At 60.8% G+C, this 23429-nt stretch carries 23 protein-coding genes; 11 read left to right on the top strand and 12 right to left on the bottom strand.

What is annotated here, in order from left to right; genetic code table 11:
* Positions 1-258: 258 nt before the first annotated feature.
* Entirely contained in the window at positions 259-1497 is a 1239-nt protein-coding gene (locus tag CPH89_RS05960; protein WP_053258119.1) for an MFS transporter, read from the top strand.
* 156 nt (positions 1498-1653) lie between these two features.
* Here the strand turns inward: CPH89_RS05960 and CPH89_RS05965 are convergent, their stop codons facing one another.
* From CPH89_RS05965 to CPH89_RS05980, 4 genes are all read right to left on the bottom strand, one after another.
* On the bottom strand, positions 1654-3837 hold the full coding sequence (locus CPH89_RS05965; protein WP_053258120.1) for a xanthine dehydrogenase family protein molybdopterin-binding subunit: 2184 nt from the start codon (positions 3835-3837) through the stop codon (positions 1654-1656).
* The gene (locus CPH89_RS05970) at positions 3834-4823 is read right to left on the bottom strand and encodes an FAD binding domain-containing protein (RefSeq protein ID WP_053258121.1); all 990 of its coding nucleotides are present in this window, start codon (positions 4821-4823) and stop codon (positions 3834-3836) included. The genes CPH89_RS05965 and CPH89_RS05970 overlap by 4 nt, the downstream gene beginning before the upstream one ends.
* Positions 4820-5341: a (2Fe-2S)-binding protein gene (locus tag CPH89_RS05975; RefSeq protein ID WP_053258122.1), complete on the bottom strand. Its 522-nt coding sequence runs from the start codon at positions 5339-5341 to the stop codon at positions 4820-4822. Before CPH89_RS05975 ends, CPH89_RS05970 begins: the two co-directional genes overlap by 4 nt.
* A gap of 96 nt (positions 5342-5437) precedes the next feature.
* Entirely contained in the window at positions 5438-5881 is a 444-nt protein-coding gene (locus CPH89_RS05980) for a DUF4879 domain-containing protein (RefSeq protein ID WP_053258123.1), read from the bottom strand.
* Between the two features lie 210 nt (positions 5882-6091).
* Here CPH89_RS05980 and CPH89_RS05985 point away from each other — a divergent pair, with 210 nt between their 5' ends.
* The gene (locus tag CPH89_RS05985) at positions 6092-7387 is read left to right on the top strand and encodes an NCS2 family permease (RefSeq protein WP_053258124.1); all 1296 of its coding nucleotides are present in this window, start codon (positions 6092-6094) and stop codon (positions 7385-7387) included.
* Complete coding sequence (gene trmA, locus CPH89_RS05990) at positions 7384-8463, top strand: tRNA (uridine(54)-C5)-methyltransferase TrmA (protein WP_053258125.1); 1080 nt, start codon at positions 7384-7386, stop codon at positions 8461-8463. Before CPH89_RS05985 ends, trmA begins: the two co-directional genes overlap by 4 nt.
* A 6-nt stretch (positions 8464-8469) precedes the next feature.
* On the opposite strand, the gene CPH89_RS05995 is transcribed toward trmA, so the two are convergent.
* A complete protein-coding gene (locus CPH89_RS05995; RefSeq protein WP_053258126.1) occupies positions 8470-8910 on the bottom strand; it encodes a DUF2442 domain-containing protein in 441 nt (146 codons plus the stop codon).
* Complete coding sequence (locus CPH89_RS06000) at positions 8907-9335, bottom strand: DUF4160 domain-containing protein (protein WP_053258127.1); 429 nt, start codon at positions 9333-9335, stop codon at positions 8907-8909. Before CPH89_RS06000 ends, CPH89_RS05995 begins: the two co-directional genes overlap by 4 nt.
* Positions 9336-9608: 273 nt before the next feature.
* Here CPH89_RS06000 and aroQ point away from each other — a divergent pair, with 273 nt between their 5' ends.
* Complete coding sequence (gene aroQ / locus CPH89_RS06005; RefSeq protein WP_053258128.1) at positions 9609-10049, top strand: type II 3-dehydroquinate dehydratase; 441 nt, start codon at positions 9609-9611, stop codon at positions 10047-10049.
* Between the two features lie 5 nt (positions 10050-10054).
* A complete protein-coding gene (locus tag CPH89_RS06010) occupies positions 10055-10909 on the top strand; it encodes a shikimate dehydrogenase (RefSeq protein ID WP_053258129.1) in 855 nt (284 codons plus the stop codon).
* Positions 10910-10968: 59 nt separating this feature from the next.
* On the opposite strand, the gene CPH89_RS06015 is transcribed toward CPH89_RS06010, so the two are convergent.
* The gene (locus CPH89_RS06015; RefSeq protein ID WP_053258130.1) at positions 10969-11634 is read right to left on the bottom strand and encodes a TetR/AcrR family transcriptional regulator; all 666 of its coding nucleotides are present in this window, start codon (positions 11632-11634) and stop codon (positions 10969-10971) included.
* Positions 11635-11710: 76 nt separating this feature from the next.
* Positions 11711-13612, bottom strand: coding sequence for a 3-dehydroshikimate dehydratase QuiC (gene quiC / locus CPH89_RS06020; RefSeq protein WP_053258131.1), 1902 nt, complete (start codon positions 13610-13612; stop codon positions 11711-11713).
* 225 nt (positions 13613-13837) lie between these two features.
* Between quiC and CPH89_RS06025 the strand changes: the two genes are divergently transcribed.
* Positions 13838-15172 carry an MFS transporter gene (locus CPH89_RS06025; protein ID WP_053258132.1) on the top strand — a complete coding sequence of 445 codons (1335 nt, stop codon included), beginning with the start codon at positions 13838-13840 and terminating at the stop codon, positions 15170-15172.
* A 1-nt stretch (position 15173) separates the two neighbouring features.
* Here CPH89_RS06025 and CPH89_RS06030 read toward each other — a convergent pair whose 3' ends face one another.
* Positions 15174-16052 (bottom strand): DMT family transporter, encoded by an 879-nt coding sequence (locus tag CPH89_RS06030; protein ID WP_053258133.1) that lies wholly within the window; start codon positions 16050-16052, stop codon positions 15174-15176.
* Between the two features lie 199 nt (positions 16053-16251).
* On the opposite strand from CPH89_RS06030, the gene CPH89_RS06035 reads away from it, so the two are divergent.
* The 3 genes from CPH89_RS06035 (at position 16252) to CPH89_RS06045 (ending at position 18719) form a co-directional block, all read left to right on the top strand.
* Positions 16252-16668, top strand: a complete 417-nt coding sequence (locus CPH89_RS06035; protein ID WP_053258134.1) for a membrane lipoprotein lipid attachment site-containing protein — start codon at positions 16252-16254, stop codon at positions 16666-16668.
* A gap of 170 nt (positions 16669-16838) precedes the next feature.
* Entirely contained in the window at positions 16839-17732 is an 894-nt protein-coding gene (gene ypfJ, locus CPH89_RS06040; RefSeq protein WP_053258135.1) for a KPN_02809 family neutral zinc metallopeptidase, read from the top strand.
* A complete protein-coding gene (locus CPH89_RS06045; RefSeq protein ID WP_053258136.1) occupies positions 17733-18719 on the top strand; it encodes a hypothetical protein in 987 nt (328 codons plus the stop codon).
* A gap of 136 nt (positions 18720-18855) precedes the next feature.
* On the opposite strand, the gene CPH89_RS06050 is transcribed toward CPH89_RS06045, so the two are convergent.
* Genes CPH89_RS06050 through CPH89_RS06060 form a run of 3 tightly spaced genes read right to left on the bottom strand, consistent with a single transcriptional unit; the run spans position 18856 to position 20920 of the window.
* A complete protein-coding gene (locus CPH89_RS06050; RefSeq protein ID WP_053258137.1) occupies positions 18856-19443 on the bottom strand; it encodes an HAD family hydrolase in 588 nt (195 codons plus the stop codon).
* Positions 19440-20309: an acyl-CoA thioesterase II gene (gene tesB, locus CPH89_RS06055; RefSeq protein WP_053258138.1), complete on the bottom strand. Its 870-nt coding sequence runs from the start codon at positions 20307-20309 to the stop codon at positions 19440-19442. Before tesB ends, CPH89_RS06050 begins: the two co-directional genes overlap by 4 nt.
* Positions 20310-20350: 41 nt before the next feature.
* The gene (locus CPH89_RS06060) at positions 20351-20920 is read right to left on the bottom strand and encodes a GNAT family N-acetyltransferase (protein ID WP_053258139.1); all 570 of its coding nucleotides are present in this window, start codon (positions 20918-20920) and stop codon (positions 20351-20353) included.
* Between the two features lie 75 nt (positions 20921-20995).
* Between CPH89_RS06060 and CPH89_RS06065 the strand changes: the two genes are divergently transcribed.
* Together CPH89_RS06065 and CPH89_RS06070 are read left to right on the top strand one after the other, a co-directional pair.
* The gene (locus CPH89_RS06065) at positions 20996-21916 is read left to right on the top strand and encodes a histone deacetylase family protein (RefSeq protein WP_053258140.1); all 921 of its coding nucleotides are present in this window, start codon (positions 20996-20998) and stop codon (positions 21914-21916) included.
* Between the two features lie 170 nt (positions 21917-22086).
* Positions 22087-23313 (top strand): TIGR03862 family flavoprotein, encoded by a 1227-nt coding sequence (locus tag CPH89_RS06070; protein ID WP_053258141.1) that lies wholly within the window; start codon positions 22087-22089, stop codon positions 23311-23313.
* The last annotated feature ends 116 nt before the right edge of the window (positions 23314-23429 follow it).

The following is a 23429-nucleotide window of genomic DNA, read 5'->3' on the forward strand; positions in this document are numbered from 1 at the left end:
TGTGGCGAATTTCAATTCGTTTCTTTTTTTACCCATCTCGCAGGGAGTTTGGCCTTTCGGCCGCCAGAACAAACCCGGGGCCGGTTTTGATCTGGATCAAGCATTGCTGAAAGAGTAGTCCCATTTTGGCTGTAGGACGGCGTGGTCTTTTGCCGCGTGACAGCTTGTCTCAGCCTGACGCCCAGCAAACCCTTGCAACTATTTGTTACAGCTTGATGCTAACCTCGTTGCTCCCTCCGTTCCGAACCCGTATTCCCGATGCCTAGTGAACCTGCGTTGCTGTTGCGTCACCACCGCCCTTTCATTGCGTTCTGGCTGGCGCGGATTTTTACCGCCAGCGGCTTCCAGATGCTCACCGTGGCCATCGGCTGGAACCTCTACCAACTGACCGGCAATGTGCTGGACCTGGGGTTGGTCGGCCTGGTGGAATTCATACCGCGCGTGCTGTTCATGTTACATACCGGGCACGTGGCCGATCGCTATGAACGGCGCAAGGTTGCCGCGATCTGCCAAACCGTGCAGGCACTGATTGCGTTGTCGCTGGCCATGGGTGGCCTGACCGGCAGCGTCACCCGCGAAATGATCTTTATCCTGGCCTTCCTGCTCGGCGCCGCACGTTCGTTTGAAATGCCCACTACCCAGGCGCTACTGCCCAGCATCGTGCCCAGCGCGCTGTTTCCGCGGGCCGTGGCCTCGTCGCAATCAGCGCAGCAACTGGCCACCATTGTCGCGCCGGCGTTGGGCGGCTTGCTGTATGCATTTGGCAGCGTGTGGGTGTATGGCCCCACCGTAGCGCTGTACTTGATTGCCTGCGTGCTGACCCTCAACCTGCCTGCCCGCCAGACCCCGCTGAACAAAGCCAAGGCTACTCTCGACTCGTTGCTGGCCGGGATTCGCTTTATCCGCAGCCGGCCGGACATCCTCGGTGCCATCTCCCTCGACTTGTTCGCTGTGCTGCTGGGCGGTGCCACGGCGTTGCTGCCGGTGTTTGCCAAAGACATCCTGCTGACCGGCGCCTGGGGCCTGGGCCTGCTGCGTTCGGCACCGGCGGTGGGCGCGTTGTTGATGTCGCTGTGGCTGGCGCGGTTCTCGGTGGACCGCCAGGTCGGTCGCGTGATGTTTACCGCTGTGGGCGTGTTCGGCGTGGCAACCATTGCGTTCGGCCTGTCGACTTCGTTCTGGTTTTCCCTGGCGGTGCTGGTGGTGCTCGGCGCGGCGGACATGATCAGTATGGTGATCCGCGCCTCCTTTGTTCAGCTGGAAACCCCCGATGAAATGCGCGGGCGCGTGAGTGCGGTCAACGGGCTGTTTATTGGCGCTTCAAATCAGTTGGGCGAGTTCGAATCCGGCATCACCGCCCACTGGTTCGGCACCGTGCCCGCCGTGGTCATGGGCGGGGTGGGGACGCTGCTGGTGACGGGCGTGTGGATCAAGCTGTTCCCGTCCCTGGCCAACCGCGACCGCATGCATGTGCCGGTGGAAGAGGCCAACGTCTAAGCACCACCACCTGATTTGATGTTGGAATGCAGTAAGGGTGGGAGCGGGCTTGCTCGCGAATGCGCAGTGTCAGTCACCTAATGTATTGACTGATGCACCGCATTCGCGAGCAAGCCCGCTCCCACATTTTGATCTTCGGTGGTGTGAAGGTTTGCGTTAAAGCACCTTGTCCAGGGTAATGGGAAAGTCCCGTACCCGTTTCCCGGTGGCGTGATAAATCGCATTGGCGACCGCTGCCGCCACCCCGACAATGCCGATCTCGCCCACGCCCTTGGACCCCAGCGCGTTGACGATTTCGTCATGTTCTTCGACAAAAATCACATCAATGTCGCCGATATCGGCATTCACCGGGATGTGATACTCAGCCAGGCTGTGGTTCATGTTACGGCCCAACTGATGGTCGGTCTGGGTTTCTTCATGCAGTGCCATACCAATGCCCCACACCACACCGCCGAGAATCTGGCTGCGCGCCATCTTCGGGTTGACCACGCGCCCGGCCGCAATGGCGCTGACCACACGACGCACCTTGATCGTGCCCAGGTCTTCGTCTACCTGAACTTCGACAAACACCGCCGAGTGGGTAGCGCTCGCATAGCCTTGACGCTTTTTGTCCGGCTCGCTGTCGACCTGGACTTCCAAGGCCTCCTCGCCACTGTCCTTGACCAATTGTGCCAACGACACACTCACGTCACCGGTGTGCAACTGGCCATCTTCAAAGCGTACGGTTTCTGCATCCTTGAAGACCGGGTAAGTTTGCCGGGCAATGGCCAGCAGCTTGCCGGTCAACGCTTCGCACGCTTGCTGCACGGCGGTGCCCACGGACGACACGGTAAACGAGCCGCCCTGCAACGGCGCGGTGGGCAACGACGAATCCCCCAGTAAAAAACGGATATCCGCCATCGCCACGCCGCTGGCCTGGGCGGCAATCTGGGTCATGACCGTATAAGTGCCGGTGCCGATATCGGTGGTGGCGCTGCTCACCGTCAATTGGCCCTTCGCATCGATCCGCGCCTTGGCGCTGGCCTTCATCTGCATGGCTTCCCACACACCACCGGCCATGCCCCAGCCGATCAACTGGTTACCGTCGCGCATGCTGCGCGGTTCCGGGTTGCGCTGGGCCCAGCCGAAGCGCTCGGCGCCTTCGCTGTAACACTCGCGCAAGGCTTTGCTGGACCAGGGTTTGTCCTCGTTCTGGTTACGTTCGGCATAGTTGATCAGCCGCAGTTGCACCGGGTCGATGCCCAAGGCGCAGGCCAGTTCATCCATGGCGCACTCCAGGCCGATCACCCCCAGCGCAGCGCCCGGCGCGCGCATGTCCAGCGGGGTAAATACGTCCAGAGGCACCAGTTTGTAAGTCAGTTGCACGTTGTCGCAGTGGTAGAGCATGCCGCTCCATTCCACCACGTGTTCACTGAAGTCTTCGAAGCGGGAAGTCTGGCCAATCGCGGTATGCCCTAACGCCAGCAGGCGGCCGTTGGCAGCGGCGCCCATCTGCAAACGCTGCAAGGTGCGCGGCCGGTAGCCGAACGTGAACATCTGTTGCCGGGTGAGCGTGACGCGTACCGAGCGCTTGAGCGCCAATGCCGCCATCACCGCCAGCGGCAACTGGTATTGCGGGCGCAGGCCCGAACCGAAGGCGCCACCGACGAACGCAGCGAAGATGCGCACCTGGCTTTTATCCAGACCAAAGACTTTTTGCACATACGCCTGGCAGTTCTGCGGGCCTTGGGTTTTGTCGTGGATATGCAGGGTGCCGTCCGGCTGATACAGCACGGTGCTGGCGTGGGGCTCCATCGGGTTGTGGTGTTCGATGGGCGTGCTGTAGTGCACATCGAGGTTGACGGCAGCTGCGGCCCATTCAGCCTGGAAATTACCGCGGGGCCCGGGCGGCGTTTGCGGTGATGGGTACGCCTGTTCCTGCATGGCCAGCAAGTCGGTTTCAAAGGCTTCGCTTGCGTACTCGATCTGCACCAGCGAACCGGCATGCCGTGCCAACTCAAGGTTGTCGGCGACCACCAGTGCCAATGGTTGGCCACTGTAGAGCACGCGGTCGTTATACAACGGACGAAACGGCGAGCCGTCCGCCGCATCGGCATCGGCGAACGCGTCATCGTAGCTGGCGAGTTTCGGCCGGTTGAGGTGATCGAGCACCATGACCACACCCGGCAGCGCCAGGGCTTTGGAGGCATCGATCCTGACGACCCGGCCTTTGGCGATGGTGCTGGAGACCACGCTGGCGTGAAGCAAGCCCTGGCCGGGAAACTCACCGGCATACCGTGCTTGACCTGTGACCTTAAGCAGACCGTCAACACGGTCCAAGGGTTTACCGATAGCCGTCATGACCGTTCTCCTGCGATGGCAGCGTCGCTGAGGGCGCGAATGATTGCGCGGCGCGCCAGCTTGACCTTGAAGGCGTTGTGCTCCAGCGGCTCGGCGTCTTGCAGCAAGGCGTCGGCGGCGTTACTGAAGGTTTCGCGACTGACGGACTGACCGATCAGCGTGACTTCCACTGCGCGGTCGCGCCACGGTTTGTGGGCCACACCGCCGAGGGCCAGGCGGGCATCGACGATGGTGTCACCGTCCAGCTCCAGGGCAGCGGCGACGGACACCAAGGCGAACGCGTAAGACGCACGGTCGCGAATTTTCAGGTAATGGCTGTGATTGGCCAAGTGGTCGGCGGGCAGCTCGATGGCGGTTATCAGCTCATCATCGGCCAGCAAGTTGTCGCGCTGCGGCGTATCGCCGGGCAGTCGATGGAAGTCCGCAAATTCGATGACCCGCGCCCCGCCACGCCCTTCCACGTGAACTCGCGCCGCCAGGGCCGCCAGGGCCACACACATGTCCGAGGGGTGCGTGGCCACACAGTGCTCGCTGGCGCCGAGAATCGCATGGATACGGTTCAAGCCGGTGCGCGCCGGGCAGCCACTGCCCGGTTCGCGCTTGTTGCAGGGCACGCTGGCGTCATAGAAATAATAGCAACGGGTGCGCTGCAACAGGTTGCCGCCGGTGCTGGCCATATTGCGCAATTGCGGTGAAGCGCCGGCGAGGATGGCCTGGGACAGCAACGGGTAACGCTGTTCGATCAAAGGGTGCCACGCCAGGTCGGCATTGCTCACCAAGGCACCGATCATCAAGCCGCCTTCAGCGGTCTCTTCAATGCCGTGAAGCGGCAGGCCGGTGATGTCGATCAGGTGTTCGGGGCGGCTGATGTTTTCTTTCATCAGGTCCAGCAGGTTGGTGCCACCGGCAATGAAGCGCGACGCCGCACTGCTCAGGTGCACCGCTTCGTGCACATCGACCGGCTTGCTGTACTGGAAGGGGTTCATTGCTCACCTCCCTTTGTGCGGCAGGCGGGCAAGGCTTCTTCTATGGCATCGCGGATATTGCTATAGGCGCCGCAGCGGCACAGGTTGCCGCTCATCAGTTCCTGAATTTGCGCGGTATCGTGGGCACGGCCCTCATTGGCCAGGCCAATCGCCGAGCAGATCTGGCCGGGGGTGCAGTAGCCGCACTGGAAAGCGTCATGCTTGATAAAGGCTTGCTGCATCGGGTGCAACACGTCGCCGTCGGCCAACCCTTCAACAGTGGTCAGTTCGGCGCCGTCGCACATCACCGCCAGGGTCAGGCAGGCGTTTACGCGTTTACCATCGCGCAACACGGTGCAGGCGCCGCATTGGCCGTGGTCGCAGCCTTTTTTGCTGCCGACCAGGTCAAGTTGCTCGCGCAGCAGATCCAGCAAGGTGGTCCAGGGCAACACGTCCAACTGGCGGTCCTGGCCATTGAGGCTCAGGCGTATGGAATGGCTGGCGAAGGGAGGGGCCGCCGCCTTGGGAATTGCGCTCATAAACACCTCACGGGTTGGTATACATCCGCGGCGTTCAGGGAAATCGCCGTCTCAGGGGTACGACTTCCCGGGGTATCGAGCGTTCAAGGAAATTGATCAGCGGATGTTGAGCATCGTCTTCAGCGGGGCTTGTGCGCCGTTGATCGAGGAATTGCTGTACTCGAACCAGCCTGAAGCTTCGACATTCACGTCGAATATATAGATGTAGCCCATCACCGTGCCCGCGCCATTACAGGCCTGGCTGATAGTGCCCACCTGGCAGATCGGCGTGCGTTGCCCGTTCAACTCTGCACCATCGAAACGGCCCATCGGGCTTTTGCCCAAACCGACTTCCATCACTGAAACCTTGGTGGGGCCACGGTGCGTGCACATCTGCGTACTGCTTGCTCGCTCCGGGATGGTTTCGGCGCAACCGGCAGACTCGACCTTGAACACTCGCACCTCGCTCAAGGCCGGTGCAGGCGCGCCCCAAGCCGGTGCCGCCAGCCCCAGGCCGATAATGGCGAACAGAGCTAGACTGCTGGCGTTGGCTTTTTTCATACTGATAACGCCCCTGTATTAAACGTCGGCGCAGTATGCCTCAAGCCCATGAACCATCAAAACCAAGCCCATGCGCCATTGGCCTTCGGCTGCTGGTATGATGCGCCGCTTTTTCCGATCCTCTCTGAAACCACAGGCGCTTGGCGCAGTTTGTGCTTTGACTTAGAGGTCAACAAATAACGACGCAAAATAGCGTCACAGGGAGCCGGCATGCTGGAAAAGCTGTTTCAACTCAAAGCACACAACACCAACGTGCGCACCGAGATTCTCGCGGGTATCACGACCTTTTTGGCCATGGCCTACATCCTGTTCGTGAACCCGAGCATCCTCGGCGAAACCGGCATGGACAAGGGCGCGGTGTTTGTCGCGACCTGCCTGGCCGCCGCCATCGGTTCGACCGTGATGGGCCTGATCGCCAACTACCCGATCGCACTGGCGCCGGGCATGGGCCTCAATGCCTTCTTTACCTACACCGTGGTCCTGCACATGGGCCACACCTGGCAAGTGGCGCTGGGCGCGGTATTCATTTCGGCGGTGTTGTTCTTCCTGCTGTCGATCTTCCGCATCCGTGAGTGGATCATCAACAGCATCCCGCTGCCCCTGCGTTCGGCGATTGCGGCCGGTATCGGCCTGTTCCTGGCGCTGATCGCCCTGCACAACGCCGGCATCGTGGTCAGCAACCCGGCCACCATGGTCGGCCTGGGCGACCTGAAGCAACCGGCACCGATCCTCGCCACCCTTGGTTTCGCGCTGATCGTGGCGCTGGAAGCCCTGGCCGTGCGCGGCGCCGTACTGATCGGCATCCTCGTGGTGACTATCGTGTCCATCGCCATGGGTTTCACCCCGTTCGGCGGCGTGACGTCGATGCCACCGTCCCTGGCCCCGACCTTCCTGCAGCTGGATATCAAAGGCGCGCTGGATATCGGCCTGGTCAGCGTGATTTTCGCGTTCCTGTTCGTCGACCTGTTCGACAACTCCGGCACCTTGATCGGCGTCGCCAAGCGCGCCGGCCTGATGGGCAAAGATGGCCACATGCCAAAAATGGGCCGTGCGCTGATCGCCGACAGCACCGCAGCCATGGCCGGCTCGCTGCTGGGCACCTCGACCACCACCAGCTACATCGAATCCGCTGCGGGCGTGAGTGCCGGTGGCCGCACCGGTTTGACCGCCGTGGTGGTTGCGATCCTGTTCCTGCTGGCGCTGTTCTTCTCGCCACTGGCGGCCAGCGTTCCGGCCTTCGCAACCGCACCGGCGCTGCTGTTCGTGGCCGTGCTGATGACCTCGGGCCTGGCCGAAATTGACTGGGATGACATTACTGTTGCAGCGCCGGTGGTGATCACCGCCCTGGCAATGCCCTTCACTTACTCCATCGCCAACGGCATTGCCTTCGGTTTCATCGCCTGGACCGCCATCAAGCTGCTTTCGGGCCGCTACCGTGAGCTGAACCCGGCGCTGGTGATCCTGTCGATTCTGTTTGTGATCAAGCTGGGCTGGTTCAACGCATGACTTTTGACGCCACACGCTACACCGCTCAACTGCAAGACAAGGTCACGCGCCTGCGTGACCTGTTGGCACCCTTCGACGCGCCCGAGCCGCAGGTCTTCGATTCGCCGTTGCAGAACTTCCGCCTGCGGGCGGAGTTCCGCCTCTGGCGCGAAGGTGGTGAGCGCCACTACGCGATGTTTTCCCAGGACGACAAACGCACGCCGATCCTGATCGAAGCGTTCCCCATCGCCAGCCAACGCATCAACCAGTTGATGCCGCAACTCAAGGCTGCCTGGCAGGCCAGCGCCGCCCTGAGCCACAAGCTGTTCCAGGTGGAGTTCCTCACCACGTTGGCCGGCGACGCGATGATCACCCTGTGTTATCACCGCCCGTTGGACGAACATTGGCACACTGCGGCGAACAAGCTCGCTGCCGACTTGAATGTCAGCATCATCGGACGCTCCAAGGGCAAGCGCGATGTTATCGGCCACGATTACGTGGTTGAAAAGCTCGAGGTCGGCGGCCGCACCTTCAGCTATCGCCAACCGGAAGGTGCGTTTACCCAGCCCAACGGCACGGTGAACCAGAAGATGCTCAACTGGGCGTACGACGCCTTGGGTGATCGCCCGGATGATTTGTTGGAGCTGTATTGCGGCAACGGCAACTTCACCCTGCCGTTGGCTACCCGCGTGCGAAAAGTACTGGCCACCGAAATCAGCAAAACCTCGGTGAACGCAGCCCTGAGCAACCTCGATGAAAATGCGGTGGATAACGTCACCCTGGTGCGCCTCTCGGCCGAAGAACTTACCGAAGCACTTAACGAAGTGCGCCCGTTCCGCCGCCTGCACGGCATCGACCTGAAAAGCTACGAATTCGGGAGTGTCTTCGTCGACCCGCCGCGCGCGGGCATGGACCCGGACACTTGCGAACTGACCCGACGCTTCGACAACATCCTGTACATCTCCTGCAACCCGGAAACCCTGGCTGCGAACATTGCGCAACTGCACGACACGCACCGGATTACCCAGTGTGCGATGTTTGACCAGTTCCCGTGGACGCACCATATGGAATCCGGCGTGTTGTTGACCCGGCGTTAAACACGCTCACGTCTCCTTGCGTGGCCGGCCGCCCTTCTTGCCATTGGCTCGGGCGGCGGCGGACTTGGCGGCACTGCTTTTACGCCCGTTACGCGACGCCACCATGCTTGCAGCCAGGTCCATCAAGGGCTGGCTCGTAGCAATCAGGCCACTGATGGAAACGTGCAAGTCGCGGGCTTCACAACACAGCGCCTTGCCACCGAACCCGACCTCCAGTTGCTGAAAGTCCTGCGCAGAAAACCCTTCGAATTCCGCAAGCCCGGCCACCGGCAGCACAATTCGGCAGCCATCGCCGAAGCCGATGGAAATGCAGTCGTCTGCGTAACGCACATCACTGGCATTGGCATACAAACGCTTCAGCTTGCGCCCACGCACGATGGCCTTGTCGATATCAGCCTCGGTGATCGGTAGATCAGGCAAGACTTTGGCTTTTACGATTTTTTTCATAAATCAATCTCCACGCAACCTGGCGCCCTCACCAGATTCAAAATGGTTCTCTGCCCAACGACATCGTGTCGGGCATTGGCGATCACATACACTCCACGCCGAATGACTAACCCCGGCACCACCTCATCAGCATCCCAGTCCCAGGAATGGTTCTCCAGGCAGACCGTTTGCAGCTTCTGCCACCAGATCCTGCGCGCCCGCGCCAAATAATGCGGCTGCATGAGGGCCTGGCGAATACCTTCCAGAATCGCGCCCGCTGGCCGGCACCGTTCGGGGTTCACATCCCACAACGCCACGCGTCCATCCAGAAAGCTGAAACGAAAGCGCGCATCCCATGCCTTTCCCTTGACATGAACATGAGGCGGGCAATGTTCGTCCCTGAGAAAAACCGCAATCACATATCCTTTGTAAGCCCCTACTTTCATCGTAACCCATCCGTTAGGTTATTTTCTGTCAGGAAACACTTTTCCTCCTGCAGCCCGATAGCCGGCTGCATGATCAGGGAGGTTTTTCACAGGTTAGTCGCGAAGGAGGAAGCGTCGAATAAGGTCTTGTAACCGCGCGTGGCCGTGTCTGGAGAACCGCCGTTACCGATTAACAGTTCGATAATCGAACATATCTGCGGCCACCAATTGACCAAAGTAACCATTCAGTACATTTTATCTCCACAACCAATAATAACTGTGGAGACACTCCCTATGCCGCCGATCGTGCTGGTACTCAACGGCCCCAATCTCAACCTGCTCGGTACCCGCGAGCCCGCTACCTACGGCTATGAAACCCTGGCCGACGTGGCTGCGCTGTGTGGCCGCAGCGCCGAAAAACTAGGCATGAAAATCGAATTCCGCCAGACCAACCACGAAGGCGAATTACTGGACTGGATCCACGGGGCCCGCGCCCGCTGCGCCGGGATCGTGATCAACCCGGCGGCCTGGACCCACACCTCGGTGGCGATTCGCGACGCATTGGTTGCCAGTGAAGTGCCAGTGATCGAAGTGCATTTATCCAACGTGCATGCGCGCGAGGCGTTTCGGCATCATTCCTTTGTCTCACCCATTGCCACCGCGGTACTCGCCGGGTTTGGCAGCCACGGCTATCACCTCGCCCTGGAACATTTCAGCCACACGTTGAAAGGATGAGCCCGATGAAACCGCGCATCCTCGCCGGCCTGATCGGCTCAGGCATCCAGGCCTCCCGTACACCCGCCTTGCATGAGCAGGAAGGTGACGCCCAAGGCCTGCGCTATTTGTATCGCCTGATCGATCTGGAGCCACTGCAACTGAGCATCGACGCGCTGCCCGACCTGCTGAAGGCGGCCGAGTTGATGCAGTTCACCGGGTTGAACATTACCTACCCATGCAAGCAGGCGATCCTGCCGCTGCTCGATGAATTATCCGACGAGGCCCGGGGCATTGGGGCGGTTAACACGGTGGTATTCAAGGCAGGCAAACGCATCGGCCACAACACCGATTGCCTGGGGTTCGCCGAAGGTTTTCGCAGAAACTTGAATGACGTCGACCGCCACCGTGTCGTCCAGATGGGTGCTGGCGGTGCAGGCGCAGCGGTGGCTCATGCGCTGCTGGCCGAAGGCGTGGAGCACTTGAGTATTTTCGACGTCGACGCCAACCGTGCCCGCGACCTTGTGGATAACCTTGCGCGGCGGTTCGGGGCCAGTCGCGCGCAGGTCGGCCGCCACCTGGAAAACGCCATGGCCGAGGCAGACGGTTTGGTCAACACCACCCCGATGGGCATGGCCAAGCTGCCCGGCACACCGGTGCCGCCTGCCCTGTTACGGGCTGAGTTATGGGTCGCGGAAATCGTGTATTTCCCACTGGAAACCGAGCTGCTACGCAGCGCTCGCGCCTTGGGCTGCCGTACGCTGGATGGCGGCAACATGGCGGTGTTTCAGGCCGTGAAGGCGTTTGAATTGTTCAGTGGCGAAGTGCCGGATGCGCAAAGGATGCTGGCGCATTTTCAGAGCATGAACACCTCGCAGTAGAAACCCAATGCAACTGTGGGAGCGGGCTTGCTCGCTCCACATCCGGTTCCGCGGTGTCCTCAAGCCTGCAGGTAACGCATCACCGATTCACAAATCATCTCGCGATGACGCTGTTTGACGGCCTCATCCGACAGTTCGATCTGAAAAATCTCACTGAACGTATGGCGATTGGACACGCGGTAAAAGCTGAATGAGTTGATCAGCAAATGCACGTCCAACGGGTTCAATCCTTGGCGAAATACGCCCATCTCAGCCCCCCGCCGCAACGTGGCCCCCAGCGCTTCGAGGATGTTGCTGTTCATTGCCTTGATCGAATCCGAGCGCTTTACGAACTCGGCGTTGTTGATATTTTCGATACTGACAATACGCACGAAGTCCACGTTCTGGTCGTGGTGATCAAAGGTGAACTCCACCAGCCTGCGAATCGCTTCACGCGGCTCCAGGGCCGTGAGGTTCATGCGGGTTTCCGTGTTGCGAATATCGCCGTAGAGCTTTTCCAGCACCTCGATGTACAACTGCTCCTTGCTGCCGAAGTAGTAGTAGATCATGCGTTTCGAGGTATGAATGCGCTCGGCAATCGCATCCACGCGAGCACCGGACAGGCCCTGTTGAACAAACTCGACAATGGCTTCCTGCAGTATATTTTCGCGGGTCTTTTCCGGATTGTTCTTACGACTCTTGCGCGGTGCGTCTGACACCGCGGGGAGATCGGGACTCGAGGTCATGGTGCGCTCACGGCCATTGTTATGCAGGCCGTGATTATGGGCCGCGGCGCTCTCTGAAGGAAGCACCTGTCAGCCGTTACAACCGAGCCTGGCGTGCTGCGCCGCTGCGGGACTTGGCCATCGCCGCCAGGCGCACCGCCACGTTGGCCGCGCCATAACCGGCATAGCCATTTTTGCGCTGGATGATCTCAAAGAAAAACCGCCCTTCGAACGGCTCGGTGTAGACATGAAACAACTCACCGCCTTGTGCGTCACGGTCGTACAGCACGTTGTAGTACGCCAGCTCGCTGAGGAACTCGTCGTCGAAATCAAACCGCGCCGCCAGGTCGTCGTAATAGTTGAGCGGGATATCCAGCAACGGCACGCCCGCCTCTTTGGCGCGGCTCACCTCCGCGAAAATGTCCGCACAGTCGAAGGCAATGTGATGCACACCCGAGCCGCGATAACTCGACAGCGCGTGGGAAATCGCGGTGTTGCGGTTCTCGGAAATATTCAACGGCAGGCGAATCGAACTGCAGCGGCTGCGCAACGCGCGGCTTTTTACCAAGCCGTAGGGGTCGGGGAGCACCACTTCGTCATCGGCTTCGAAGTCCAGCAGGCTCTTGTAGAACAGCACCCAGCTGTCGAGGCTGTCGGCCGGCAGCGCCATGGCCATATGGTCGATGCGCAACAGGCCGCCACTTGAGGCAGTGGCCGGTTGCAGGTTGAAGTCGGTGTCGTATAGCCCGCCCTCACTCTGGTCCACCAGGTAAATCAGGCTGCCGTCCGGCGCACGGACGGCCGCCAGCTCAAGCTCGTTGGGGCCGACCAGCCCGCGATAGGGCTGCCCCTTATAGGCCACCGCCCGCTCCAAGGCTTTTGCGCTGTCCTTGACCCGAATCGCTGTGGCGCATAAAGACGGCCCGTGGGCGTCGAAAAAGTTATGGGCGAAGGAATAAGGTTCACAGTTGAGAATCAGGTTGATATCACCCTGGCGCAACAGGCTGACACTTTTGGACCGGTGCTGCCCGGCCTTGACGAAACCCAGGCGTTCCAGCCAGTGAGTCAGTTTGGCGCCGAGGCTTTCATCCACGGCAAACTCAAGAAATTCGATGCCGTCGTATTCGCTGGCGGCCGGGGTTTCAAACAAGATGTCCACCGGTGCAGCTGGTTGTTCCTGCGCCAGGCGTTGACGGGTTTTCTCTTCCAGATACAGCAGCGAGCGCAAGCCATCCGCCGCGTTCGCTCGGGTCGGCGCCGCGCGGAAACCATCATTGAAAATTTCCAGGGACAACGGCCCGGTGTAACCCGTCTTGATAATCGGCGCCAGGAACCCCGCCAAATCAAATTCGCCCTGCCCTGGGAAACAGCGGAAATGTCGACTCCACTCCAGCACATCCATGGCCAGGATCGGTGCGTCAGCCATTTGCACAAAAAAGATCTTGTCACCGGGGATCTCGGCGATGGCGCTTGGGTCACCCTTCAGCGACAGCGTGTGGAAGCTGTCGAGCAACACGCCAAGGCTCGGGTGATCGACCTGACGCACCAGGTTCCACACCTGCTGCCAGGTGTTCACGTGCTTGCCCCAGGCCAGTGCTTCGTAACCAATACGCAGGCCACGGCGACCGGCGTGCTCCGCCAAAAGGCCGAGGTCATCCAGTAGAATGCGTTCATCGCCCACGCAATCGGCCGAGGCATTGCTGCACACCAGCACCAGGTCGGTGCCCAGTTCCTGCATCAAATCGAACTTGCGCTCGGCGCGCTCCAGGTTGCGTGCCAGGCGATCACGGCGACAGCCTTCAAAGTCGCGAAACGGCTGGAACAACGTGATGGCAATGCCGAGGTCGGCACACATTTGTTTAACTTCGCGCGGGCTGCCGTCGTAATACAACAGGTCGTTCTCGAAGATCTCAACCCCATCAAACCCGGCGGCGGCAATGGCTTCAAGCTTTTCCGGCAGGGTACCGCTCAAGGAAACGGTGGCAATGGAACGTTGCATAAGGCGACTCCCGGCAGTTGTTATTTGCGGCAAATTATTCGCCCCTAGCCTACACGCAGCAATTAAAATGTACGAACCGGTTAGTTTTTCGTGCGATTACCGAACACTATGCCCGTTTGGCGAATTGACGGTTTTTTAACCGCTGCGCACCATCGACGACGCAACCTTCACAGAAAAAAAGACCCAGAACACACCATAAAAATTTCAAAAAACGGGTACGACCTCATGCCTCTGCAAAACTCCGCCCTGGCCGCGCGCCCGGGCAACCCGCACGCCGGCATCGGCGACAAAATCCGTGGCGCAATGGCCGTGGGTAAAACTCGCTGGGGCATGCTGGCCCTGGTGTTCTTCGCCACCACCCTCAACTACATCGACCGCGCCGCCCTGGGCGTGATGCAACCGATCCTGGCCAAAGAGATGAGCTGGACGGCGATGGATTACGCCAACATCAACTTCTGGTTCCAGGTCGGCTACGCCATCGGCTTTGTGCTGCAAGGTCGCTTGATCGACCGCGTCGGCGTGAAGCGCGTGTTCTTCTGCGCCGTGCTGTTATGGAGCCTGGCAACCGGCGCCCACGGCCTGGCCACCTCGGCCGTCGGCTTTATGGTGTGCCGTTTCATCCTCGGCCTGACCGAAGCCGCCAACTACCCGGCTTGCGTCAAGACCACACGGTTGTGGTTCCCGGCCGGTGAACGCGCGGTGGCTACCGGTATCTTCAATGCCGGCACCAACGTGGGCGCAATGATGACGCCGATGCTGCTGCCACTGATCCTCCATGTCTGGGGCTGGCAGGCAGCGTTCCTGTGCATGGCGTCGCTGGGCGCAATCTGGCTGGTGTTCTGGGGTTTGAAGTACTACAACCCGGAAGACCATCCAACGGCCAAACAATCCGAATTGGACTACGTGCAACAGGAGTCCGAACCGGAACAACCGAGCGTGCCTTTCAGCCGCATCCTGCGCATGCGTGGCACCTGGGCCTTCGCCCTCGCCTATGCGATGACCGCACCGGTGTTCTGGTTCTACCTGTATTGGCTGCCGCCGTTCTTGAACCAGCAATACAACCTGGGCATCAACGTGACGCAGATGGGGATCCCGCTGATCATCATTTACCTGACAGCGGACTTCGGCAGCGTGGGTGGGGGGATTCTGTCGTCATTCCTGATCGGCCGCGGGATGAATGCAATCAAGGCGCGGCTGTTGTCGATGCTGCTGTTTGCCTGCTGCATCGTCGGCGTGATCATGGCGGCCGGCTCCAGCCAGTTGTGGGTCGCGGTGTTTGCCATCTCCCTGGCCATCGGCGCGCACCAGGCCTGGACCGCCAACATCTGGAGCCTGGTGATGGACTACACGCCCAAGCACATGATGAGCACAGTGTTCGGTTTCGGCGGTATGTGCGCGGCCATCGGCGGCATGTTCATGACCCAGATCGTCGGCCATATCCTTACGGTGACCAACAATAACTACACCGTGCTGTTCACCCTGATCCCGGCGATGTACTTCATTGCGCTGACCTGGATGTACTTCATGGCACCGCGCAAGATTCCTACCGTCGACGTTTGACTCACCGACGCCGCTGCTGCCAGGCAGCGGCCAACCCACTCATGCAGATCACCCCGATGCCGACCACCGTGGTCAAGTCGGGGGTATGGTTGAACACCAGCCAGCCCAACAACCCCGCGAACACGATCTGGCAGTAGCCGAACGGCGCCAGCAAGGCCGGCGCCGCGAAGCGGAACGCCTGGGTCAGCAGCAAGTGCGCCGTCATCCCGCAAGTGCCCAGCGCCAGCATCAACACACCGTGCCACAGCGTAGGGAGCTGCCAGAAGAATGGCACCAGCGCGCTCATCACCAAGGTATTGCACAGGCCGGCGAAGAAGTTACTGGTGGTTGGGGTGTCGTATTTGCTCAAGATGCGTGTGAGCAGTTGGTAGAAACAGAAGAACAGCGCCGAACACAGCGGCAGCAACACGGCCGGTGTGAACAACTCGCCGCCCGGGTGGATGATGATCAGCACCCCGATAAACCCGCAGATCACCGCCAGCCATTGACCACGCGTCACGCGCTCACCGAGCAACGGCACGGACAGCGCCGTCACCAGGATCGGCGCCAGGAAGTTCACCGCCGTGGCTTCCGCCAACGGGATGTAATGCAGCGCCGCAGTAAAGAACAGGCTTGTGCCCAACAGGCACAAGGCCCGCACCACCTGCATCCCCGGGCGCTTGCTGCGCAGCACACGCAGGCCCGATTGCGGCAGGAAGATCCCGGCCATCAGCAAGGTGTGCACCAGGTAACGCGCCCACACCACCATCACTATCGGATAAAACCCGGCCAGGTATTTGGACAAGGCGTCGTGGCTGGAAAACAGAAACGTCGCCACCACAATCAGCAGGATGCCTTTGAAAGGATGGTTGACGCCGGAAAGTGGGGTGCTGACAGTCATTTAATTCTCTTGCATGGCGGGCTGAACGCTGAGCATTGAACGCGGTAGCACTCAACCCGGTAATCTAGCAGCTGGGCCGTAGTCTGCCCCAAGAGCATAACCAAACAGCGTGCGAACAGCGCACTAAATCACGGGATTTGAGTCCAACGCTGCACGTTAGCCCGCGCGTTGCACACTTTTTAACCAAGGCCTTGCCGCTATGAAAAAGACACTCTTTGTTCTTTCTGCCCTTGCCCTGCTCACCGCCTGTAACAAGGAACCCAAGGAAGCCCCGAAACCCGCACCCGCCTCCGTGCAAGCCACGCTGGTACCGGCGACCCCGCCCACGGACAAATGGGTCGGCAAGTGGATTGGCGTCGAAGGCCTGAACCTGACCATCGCCAAGGACGACAGCATCGGCCGCGGCCACTACCTTCTCACCATGAAATACGGCCTCGACGCTGACGACTCAGGTACCTTCAAGGGTGAAGCCAACGAAGAAGGCATCACGTTCACTCGCCCGGACGGCCCGCAACTGCTGCACGCCGGCGACGGTGAAGCCACTGGCCTGAAATGGCTGGCGGATAAAAAGGACTGCCTGGTGGTCGATACCGGCGAAGGGTATTGCCGCGACTGACCCGGCGTTGCTGACACAACTTTCATCTGGCGCCCGTGCCACTCCGCCTGACAGCAGCGATACTACGCAGCTCTCGTTACTTGTCGGACAGCCGGGCTGGCGCCATTCATACGCACCAACAACACTGTTCTGAAAAAAGTGTTCCACAGGTTTATCGAGAGGATTGCCCCATGCTATGGAAAAAAGGCCGACGCAGCGACAACGTGGTAGATGCCCGCGATGACAGTGGCGGCGGCGGTGGCGGTGGCGGCATGCGTTTTGGGGGCGGCAAGGGCCTGAGCCTCACGGCGATTGTGCTGATTGTCGGCATCGGCTGGCTGACCGGCCAGGACCCGCTGCAGATCCTCGGCCAGTTGACCGGCCAGATGGAACAAGCGCCCTCGGTGAGCACGCAACCGCAACAGGCTCCGCCGGCCAATGACCAGCAGGCCGACTTCGTCCGGGCGATTCTGGGGGATACCGAAGACACCTGGGGCCAGGTGTTCCAGGAAAATGGGTTGGCCTACAAGAACCCGAAATTGATTCTGTTCCGTGGCCGGGTGAATTCTGCCTGCGGTGGCGCCACCTCGGCCAGCGGCCCGTTCTATTGCCCGGCCGACCAGCAAGTGTATCTGGACCTGGATTTCTTCCGGGAAATGTCGCAGCGCTTCAAGGCCTCCGGCGAGTTCGCCCAGGCCTACGTGATCGCCCACGAAGTCGGGCACCACGTGCAAACCCTGCTGGGCATCTCGGCCAAGATCCAGGCCGCACGCCAACAGGGCCGGCAGATGCAAGGCGACGGCGGCTTGTTGGTACGCCAGGAACTGCAAGCCGACTGTTTCGCTGGCGTGTGGGCCAACCGCGCGCAAAAACGCCTGAACTGGCTGGAGCCTGGCGATATTGAAGCAGCACTGAATGCGGCCAACGCCATCGGCGACGACCGTTTGCAACAACAGGGTCAAGGGCGCGTCGTGCCCGACTCGTTTACCCACGGCACCTCGGCACAGCGTGTTCGCTGGTTCAAAACCGGCTTCGCCCAGGGCCAGATCTCTCAATGCGACACGTTTACGGCGAAGAGTCTTTAAATGAATAAACGATTGGGATGGCTGTTGGGCGTGTTGATAACGTGTTCCTCCTTCACCTGGGCCGCCGAGGAAGACCACGGCGTCAAGGTGGTCAGCCCCGATCGTTTCCATTTGGATGCGGGCGACCTCAGTCTTGGCTTGAGCCAGGACTGGGGCAAGCCGCTGCCTCAGGTCACCCGCGCGCTCATCATCGTGCACGGTCGCCTGCGTAACGCGCAGACCTACCTGAAAAGTGGCGAAGAGGCCGCCGAACACGCCGGTGTGGCCGCCAGCACGCTGGTGATCGCGCCGCAGTTTCTCAATGAGTCGGACATAACGCGCAATCACCTGGGCAACCCAGTGCTGCGTTGGAGCGGCAATGACTGGATGGCCGGCGCGCCGTCGACCGGTCCAGGCCAGGTCAGCTCCTACGGCGCGCTTGACCAGATCATCAAGCACTTGGGCAACCGCAAGCTGTTCCCGGCGCTGAAAGAAATCGTCGTGGCCGGCCACTCCGGCGGTGGCCAGGTGATACAGCGTTTTGCCCTCACCGGCCACGACCACCCGCTGCTGCAAACCGAGGGCATCAGCCTGCGTTATGTGGTGGCCAACCCATCGTCCTACGCCTACTTCAGCCCACAGCGGCCGGTAACCTTTGATGCAGCCAGTTGCCCAGGCTTCAATGACTGGAAGTACGGCATGCAAAACTTGCCCGACTACGCCAAAGGACAGCGTGCGCAGCAGCTTGAACAGGCTTACGTGTCACGCAACGTCACCTACCTGCTGGGCCAGCAGGACATCGACCCAAACCACCCGGCGCTGGATAAGAGCTGCGAAGCCGAAACCCAGGGCGCGTATCGGTTGGTTCGTGGGCATAACTACGTTGACTACCTCAAAGCACGCCATCCGCAGCTGAGCCACAAACTGGTGGAAGTACCGGGGGTCGGGCACGACGGCGATAAGATGTTTACCTCGCCTGAGGGCGAGAAGGTGTTGTTCGGGAAATAGCAGGCACTGACGAAACCGGATTAAACATGTGGGAGGGGGCTTGCTCCCGATGGCGGTCTGTCAGCTTCTTTTATGCTGACTGATACACCGCTATCGGGAGCAAGCCCCTTCCCACATTTGATCGGTGGTGCCAGGTTCAGATCATCTGGCGCAGGGCTGCACAATCCTCAGCATGCCAATCCGCCAACTCCGGCCACGGGTTCTCGGGCAAGTTCACCAACACTGTCCTGGTCCCCGCCGCGCGGCCACAGTCCAGGTCAAAGCGGTAATCCCCGACCATCACCATCTCGCTTGGCGCCACTTCCCAAGCCGTCGCCAGTTTCAGCAAACCACCCGGATTCGGCTTGGGCGGCGCATCTTCACGCCCCAGCACATCCTCGACAGCGAAACAGTCCGCCAGACCAATCGCTTCCAGCGTGATATGCGCCAACTCCCGCGCATTGCGGGTCAGGATGCCCAGACGGTAACCCCGCCCGGCCAATTCACGCACCAGCGCCACTGCGCCATCTGCAGCAACCGAGCCGACGGCCAGCGCCCGCTCATGCTCCAGCAACCACGCATGCTTGGCCGCCGCCACATCGGCCGGCAACGCCGCGAGGTGGGTGAGAATGTCAGCCTCGGGCGGAATCTCCAGAGCCACGCGAATGGCCGCAAAATCATGCACGGCCACCGTGAGGGTGCCGTCCATATCAAAGACCCAGTGCTTAACCTCCGACAGGCTCATGCCCAATCCTTGCGATGGCGAATCAGCCCTTCCTGGGTGACCGAAGCCACCAGTTGGCCGGCACGGTTGTACACGCTGCCCCGCGAGAAACCACGCGAGTTGCCGGCCCACGGACTGTCCATCGCGTACAGCAACCAGTCATCGGCGCGCAGGTCAGCGTGGAACCAGAGTGCATGGTCGAGGCTGGCGACTTGCATGTCTTTCTGCCACACCGTCTTGCCGTGGGGCAGCAGCGAGGTGGTCAGAAGGCCGAAGTCCGACGCATAGGCCAACAGGTATTTATGCAGCGCCGGCGCGTCGGCCAAGGCACCGTCAGCCCTGAACCACACGTACTTGACCGGGTCGGACGGCTGCGGGTTGAACGGGTCTTTCTCGGTGACCGGGCGCACTTCGATGGGCTTGGGGCACAGCAACTTTTCGCGCATGTGCTCAGGGATCAGGTGCGCGCGTTGTTTGGTCAGCTCCAGTTCCGACGGCAGGTTTTCCGGGCCGACGACCACCGGCATGGTGGTCTGGTGCTCGAAGCCTTGTTCGTCGTACTGGAACGAGGTGGTGCAGGTGAAAATCGGGTTGCCCTTCTGGATCGCGGTGACGCGCCGCGTGCTGAAGCTGCCGCCATCGCGCACGCGGTCTACCGAATACACCACCGGCAATGCGGCGTCGCCGGGGCGCAGGAAATAACCATGCAAGGAATGCACGTGCCGCGCTTCTTCTACGGTCTGGCTGGCCGCCGACAACGACTGGCCGAGCACCTGGCCGCCGAACAATTGGCGAAAGCCCAGGTCCTGGCTGCGGCCGCGAAAGAGGTTTTCCTCAATCGGCTCAAGGGTCAGCAAGTCCACCAGATCTTCCAATACTTGGCTCATAGAGCAACTCCTACAACAATCGATAGGGCATTCCGGGCTGCTTATCCGTGCAGCGTGTCCAACCATTGGGCGCGGGTGATGCGATACAAAACGTGATGGCGCAGCGGGTCATCGGCTGCGACCTTGGGGTGTTCAAAATCTGCCTGGGGATCGTAATGCATACCGATGGCCTGCATGACTTTTTGTGATGGCAGATTGGTTTCGGTGGTGAAGGACAGGATTTCATCCAGTTGCAGCCGATCGAAACCACAGCGCAATGCAGTCCAGGCCGCTTCGCTCGCGTAGCCCAGGCCCCAGTGCTCACGGGCCAGGCGCCAGCCGATCTCGACGGCCGGCCCAAAATCGGCTGCGAAATTGACATTTTGCAGCCCGGTCAGGCCGATAAACTCGCGCGTGTCCTTGCGCTGCAAGGCCCAAAAGCCAAAACCGTATTCGGCAAAATGGCCGCGAATCCGCCCAATCAGTGCGGCGCTTTCCAGATGGCTCAATTTGGCCGGGAAATAGCGCATCACCTGCGAGTCGGCGCACATGCGCGCAAATTCCGGCAGGTCGCTGTCGCGCCATTGGCGCAGCACCAGACGTGCGCTTTCCAACTCCAGTATCGGCTCCATGGGTCCCCTCCCTTGCCATGTGCGTGAGTGTACAGCGCTGGTAAGATCCTTCGCAGGTTCCCGTCAGAAAATCCCATGCCCTTGCCACTGATCTACCACGACGACTACAGCCCCGAGTTCCCAGCGGACCACCGGTTCCCCATGGATAAGTTTCGCCTGTTGCGCGACCACCTGGTGGACAGCGGCCTGACCGAGGACAGCCAATTGCTGCGCCCGGAGCTGTGCCCGGCAGAGATTCTGGCCCTCGCCCATGAACCTGGGTATATCGAACGCTACCTGAGCGGCGAGTTGTCCCGTGAAGACCAACGCCGCCTCGGCCTGCCCTGGAACGAAGCCCTGGCCCGGCGCACTGTGCGCGCGGTCGGCGGCTCGATACTGGCCGCCGAACAGGCGCTGGAACACGGCCTGGCCTGCCACCTGGCGGGTGGCACCCATCATGCGCATTACGATTACCCGGCCGGCTTTTGCATCTTCAATGACCTCGCGGTGATCAGCCATTACCTGCTGGCCAGCGGGCGGGTCAACCGCATACTGATCTTCGACTGTGACGTGCATCAGGGCGACGGCACCGCACGCATCCTCCACGACACGCCGGATGCAATCACCGTATCGCTGCACTGCGAAAAAAACTTCCCCGCCCGCAAGGCCCAGAGTGACTGGGACATCCCGCTGCCCATGGGCATGGGCGATGCCGATTACCTCAAAACCGTGGACGACGCGCTCAACTATTTGCTGCCGCTTTACCAGCCGGACCTAGTGCTGTACGACGCCGGTGTCGATGTGCATAAAGATGACGCCCTCGGTTACCTCAAGCTGACAGATGCAGGCCTCGCCGCGCGGGATGAAAGCGTGATGCGCCACTGCCTGGGCCGCGACATTCCGGTCATGGGCGTGATTGGTGGTGGCTACAGCAAGGACCGCCCTGCCTTGGCCCGCCGCCACGGCATCCTGCATCACAGTGCACAGCGGGTGTGGACGTCATCCGGTTGTCATTGAAGTGTGAGCGTTACCCACAATGCCTGTGGAACGGCCTGTGGATAACTTGAGCGTAAGCGCCTGAGAGCGAGTGGCCGCATGGCTTGTAGGAAAGTGTACGTTTTTTGATCAGGCAGCGATGCCGCCGTCGGGTAGAATGCTCGGCCTATTCCGCGACCGTAGCCTTGCCCATGCCTCAAGCCCCTTCTCACCACGTCACCATCATCGGCGGCGGCCCTGCCGGGCTGATGGCCGCTGAAGTCTTGAGCCAGGCGGGCGTGCAGGTGGACCTGTATGACGGCATGCCGTCGGTGGGGCGCAAATTCCTGCTGGCGGGCGTGGGCGGCATGAACATCACCCACTCCGAGGCCTACCCCGCGTTCCTGTCGCGCTACGCCGAACGCGCGCCGCAGATGGCGCCATTGCTGCGCGGGTTTGGTGCCGAGGCGTTGTGCGAATGGATTCATGGCCTGGGCATTCAAACCTTTGTCGGCACCTCCGGCCGCGTGTTTCCTACCGACATGAAAGCCGCCCCGCTGCTGCGCGCCTGGCTCAAGCGCCTGCGCGACCAAGGCGTGGTTATCCACACCCGGCATCGTTGGTTGGGCTGGACCGCCGACGGCGGTTTACTTATCCACAGCCCGGACGGCGAGAAAACTGTCCACAGCGATGCCATGCTGCTGGCCTTGGGTGGCGGCAGTTGGTCACGCCTGGGCTCCGACGGCGCGTGGCTCACATTGCTGGAAGACAAAGGCGTGCCCTGCGCCCCGCTGCAACCGAGCAATTGCGGCTTCGAGGTGTCAGCCTGGAGCGAATTGATGGTCAGCAAATTCGCCGGCGCGCCGTTGAAAAACGTCGCCATCGGCGTGGCGGATGACAAGCCTCGGCTGGGGGAATGTGTGGTCACGGCCACGGGTATCGAGGGCAGTTTGATCTACGCACTGTCGGCACCGATTCGTGAAGCGATCAACCGCGCGGGCTCAGCCACCGTGCACATCGACCTGCTGCCAAGCAAGCCGTTGGACAAAGTCCAGGCGGCCTTGGCCAAACCGCGTGGTTCGCGCTCGATGAGCAAGCATCTGCACAGCCAGTTGGGGTTGGACGGGGTGAAAGCGGCGCTGTTGCGTGAGTTGGCGCCTAGCGCGCACTTCAATGATCCGGCGCTGTTGGCGATGGATATCAAGGCACTGCCACTGACGCTGGTGAAGACACGGCCAATGGATGAGGCGATCAGCACCGCGGGCGGCGTGCCGTTCGAGGCGTTGGATGAGCGGTTGATGCTCAAGCAATTGCCGGGGGTGTTTTGTGCGGGGGAGATGCTGGATTGGGAAGCGCCGACCGGCGGCTACCTACTCACAGGATGCTTTGCCAGTGGGCGAGCGGCTGGGCGAGGGATGTTGGAGTGGCTTAAGCACTGAGGTCTGTAGCGAACTCAAAGCCGCCTTCGCGAGCAAGCCCGCTCCCACACTTGGAATGCATTTCAAATGTGGGAGCGGGCTTGCTCGCGAAGAGGCCCTCAATAACGCCTCAACTC

Origin of the sequence: Pseudomonas fluorescens (genome assembly GCF_900215245.1) — a bacterium.
GTDB lineage: Bacteria > Pseudomonadota > Gammaproteobacteria > Pseudomonadales > Pseudomonadaceae > Aquipseudomonas > Aquipseudomonas fluorescens.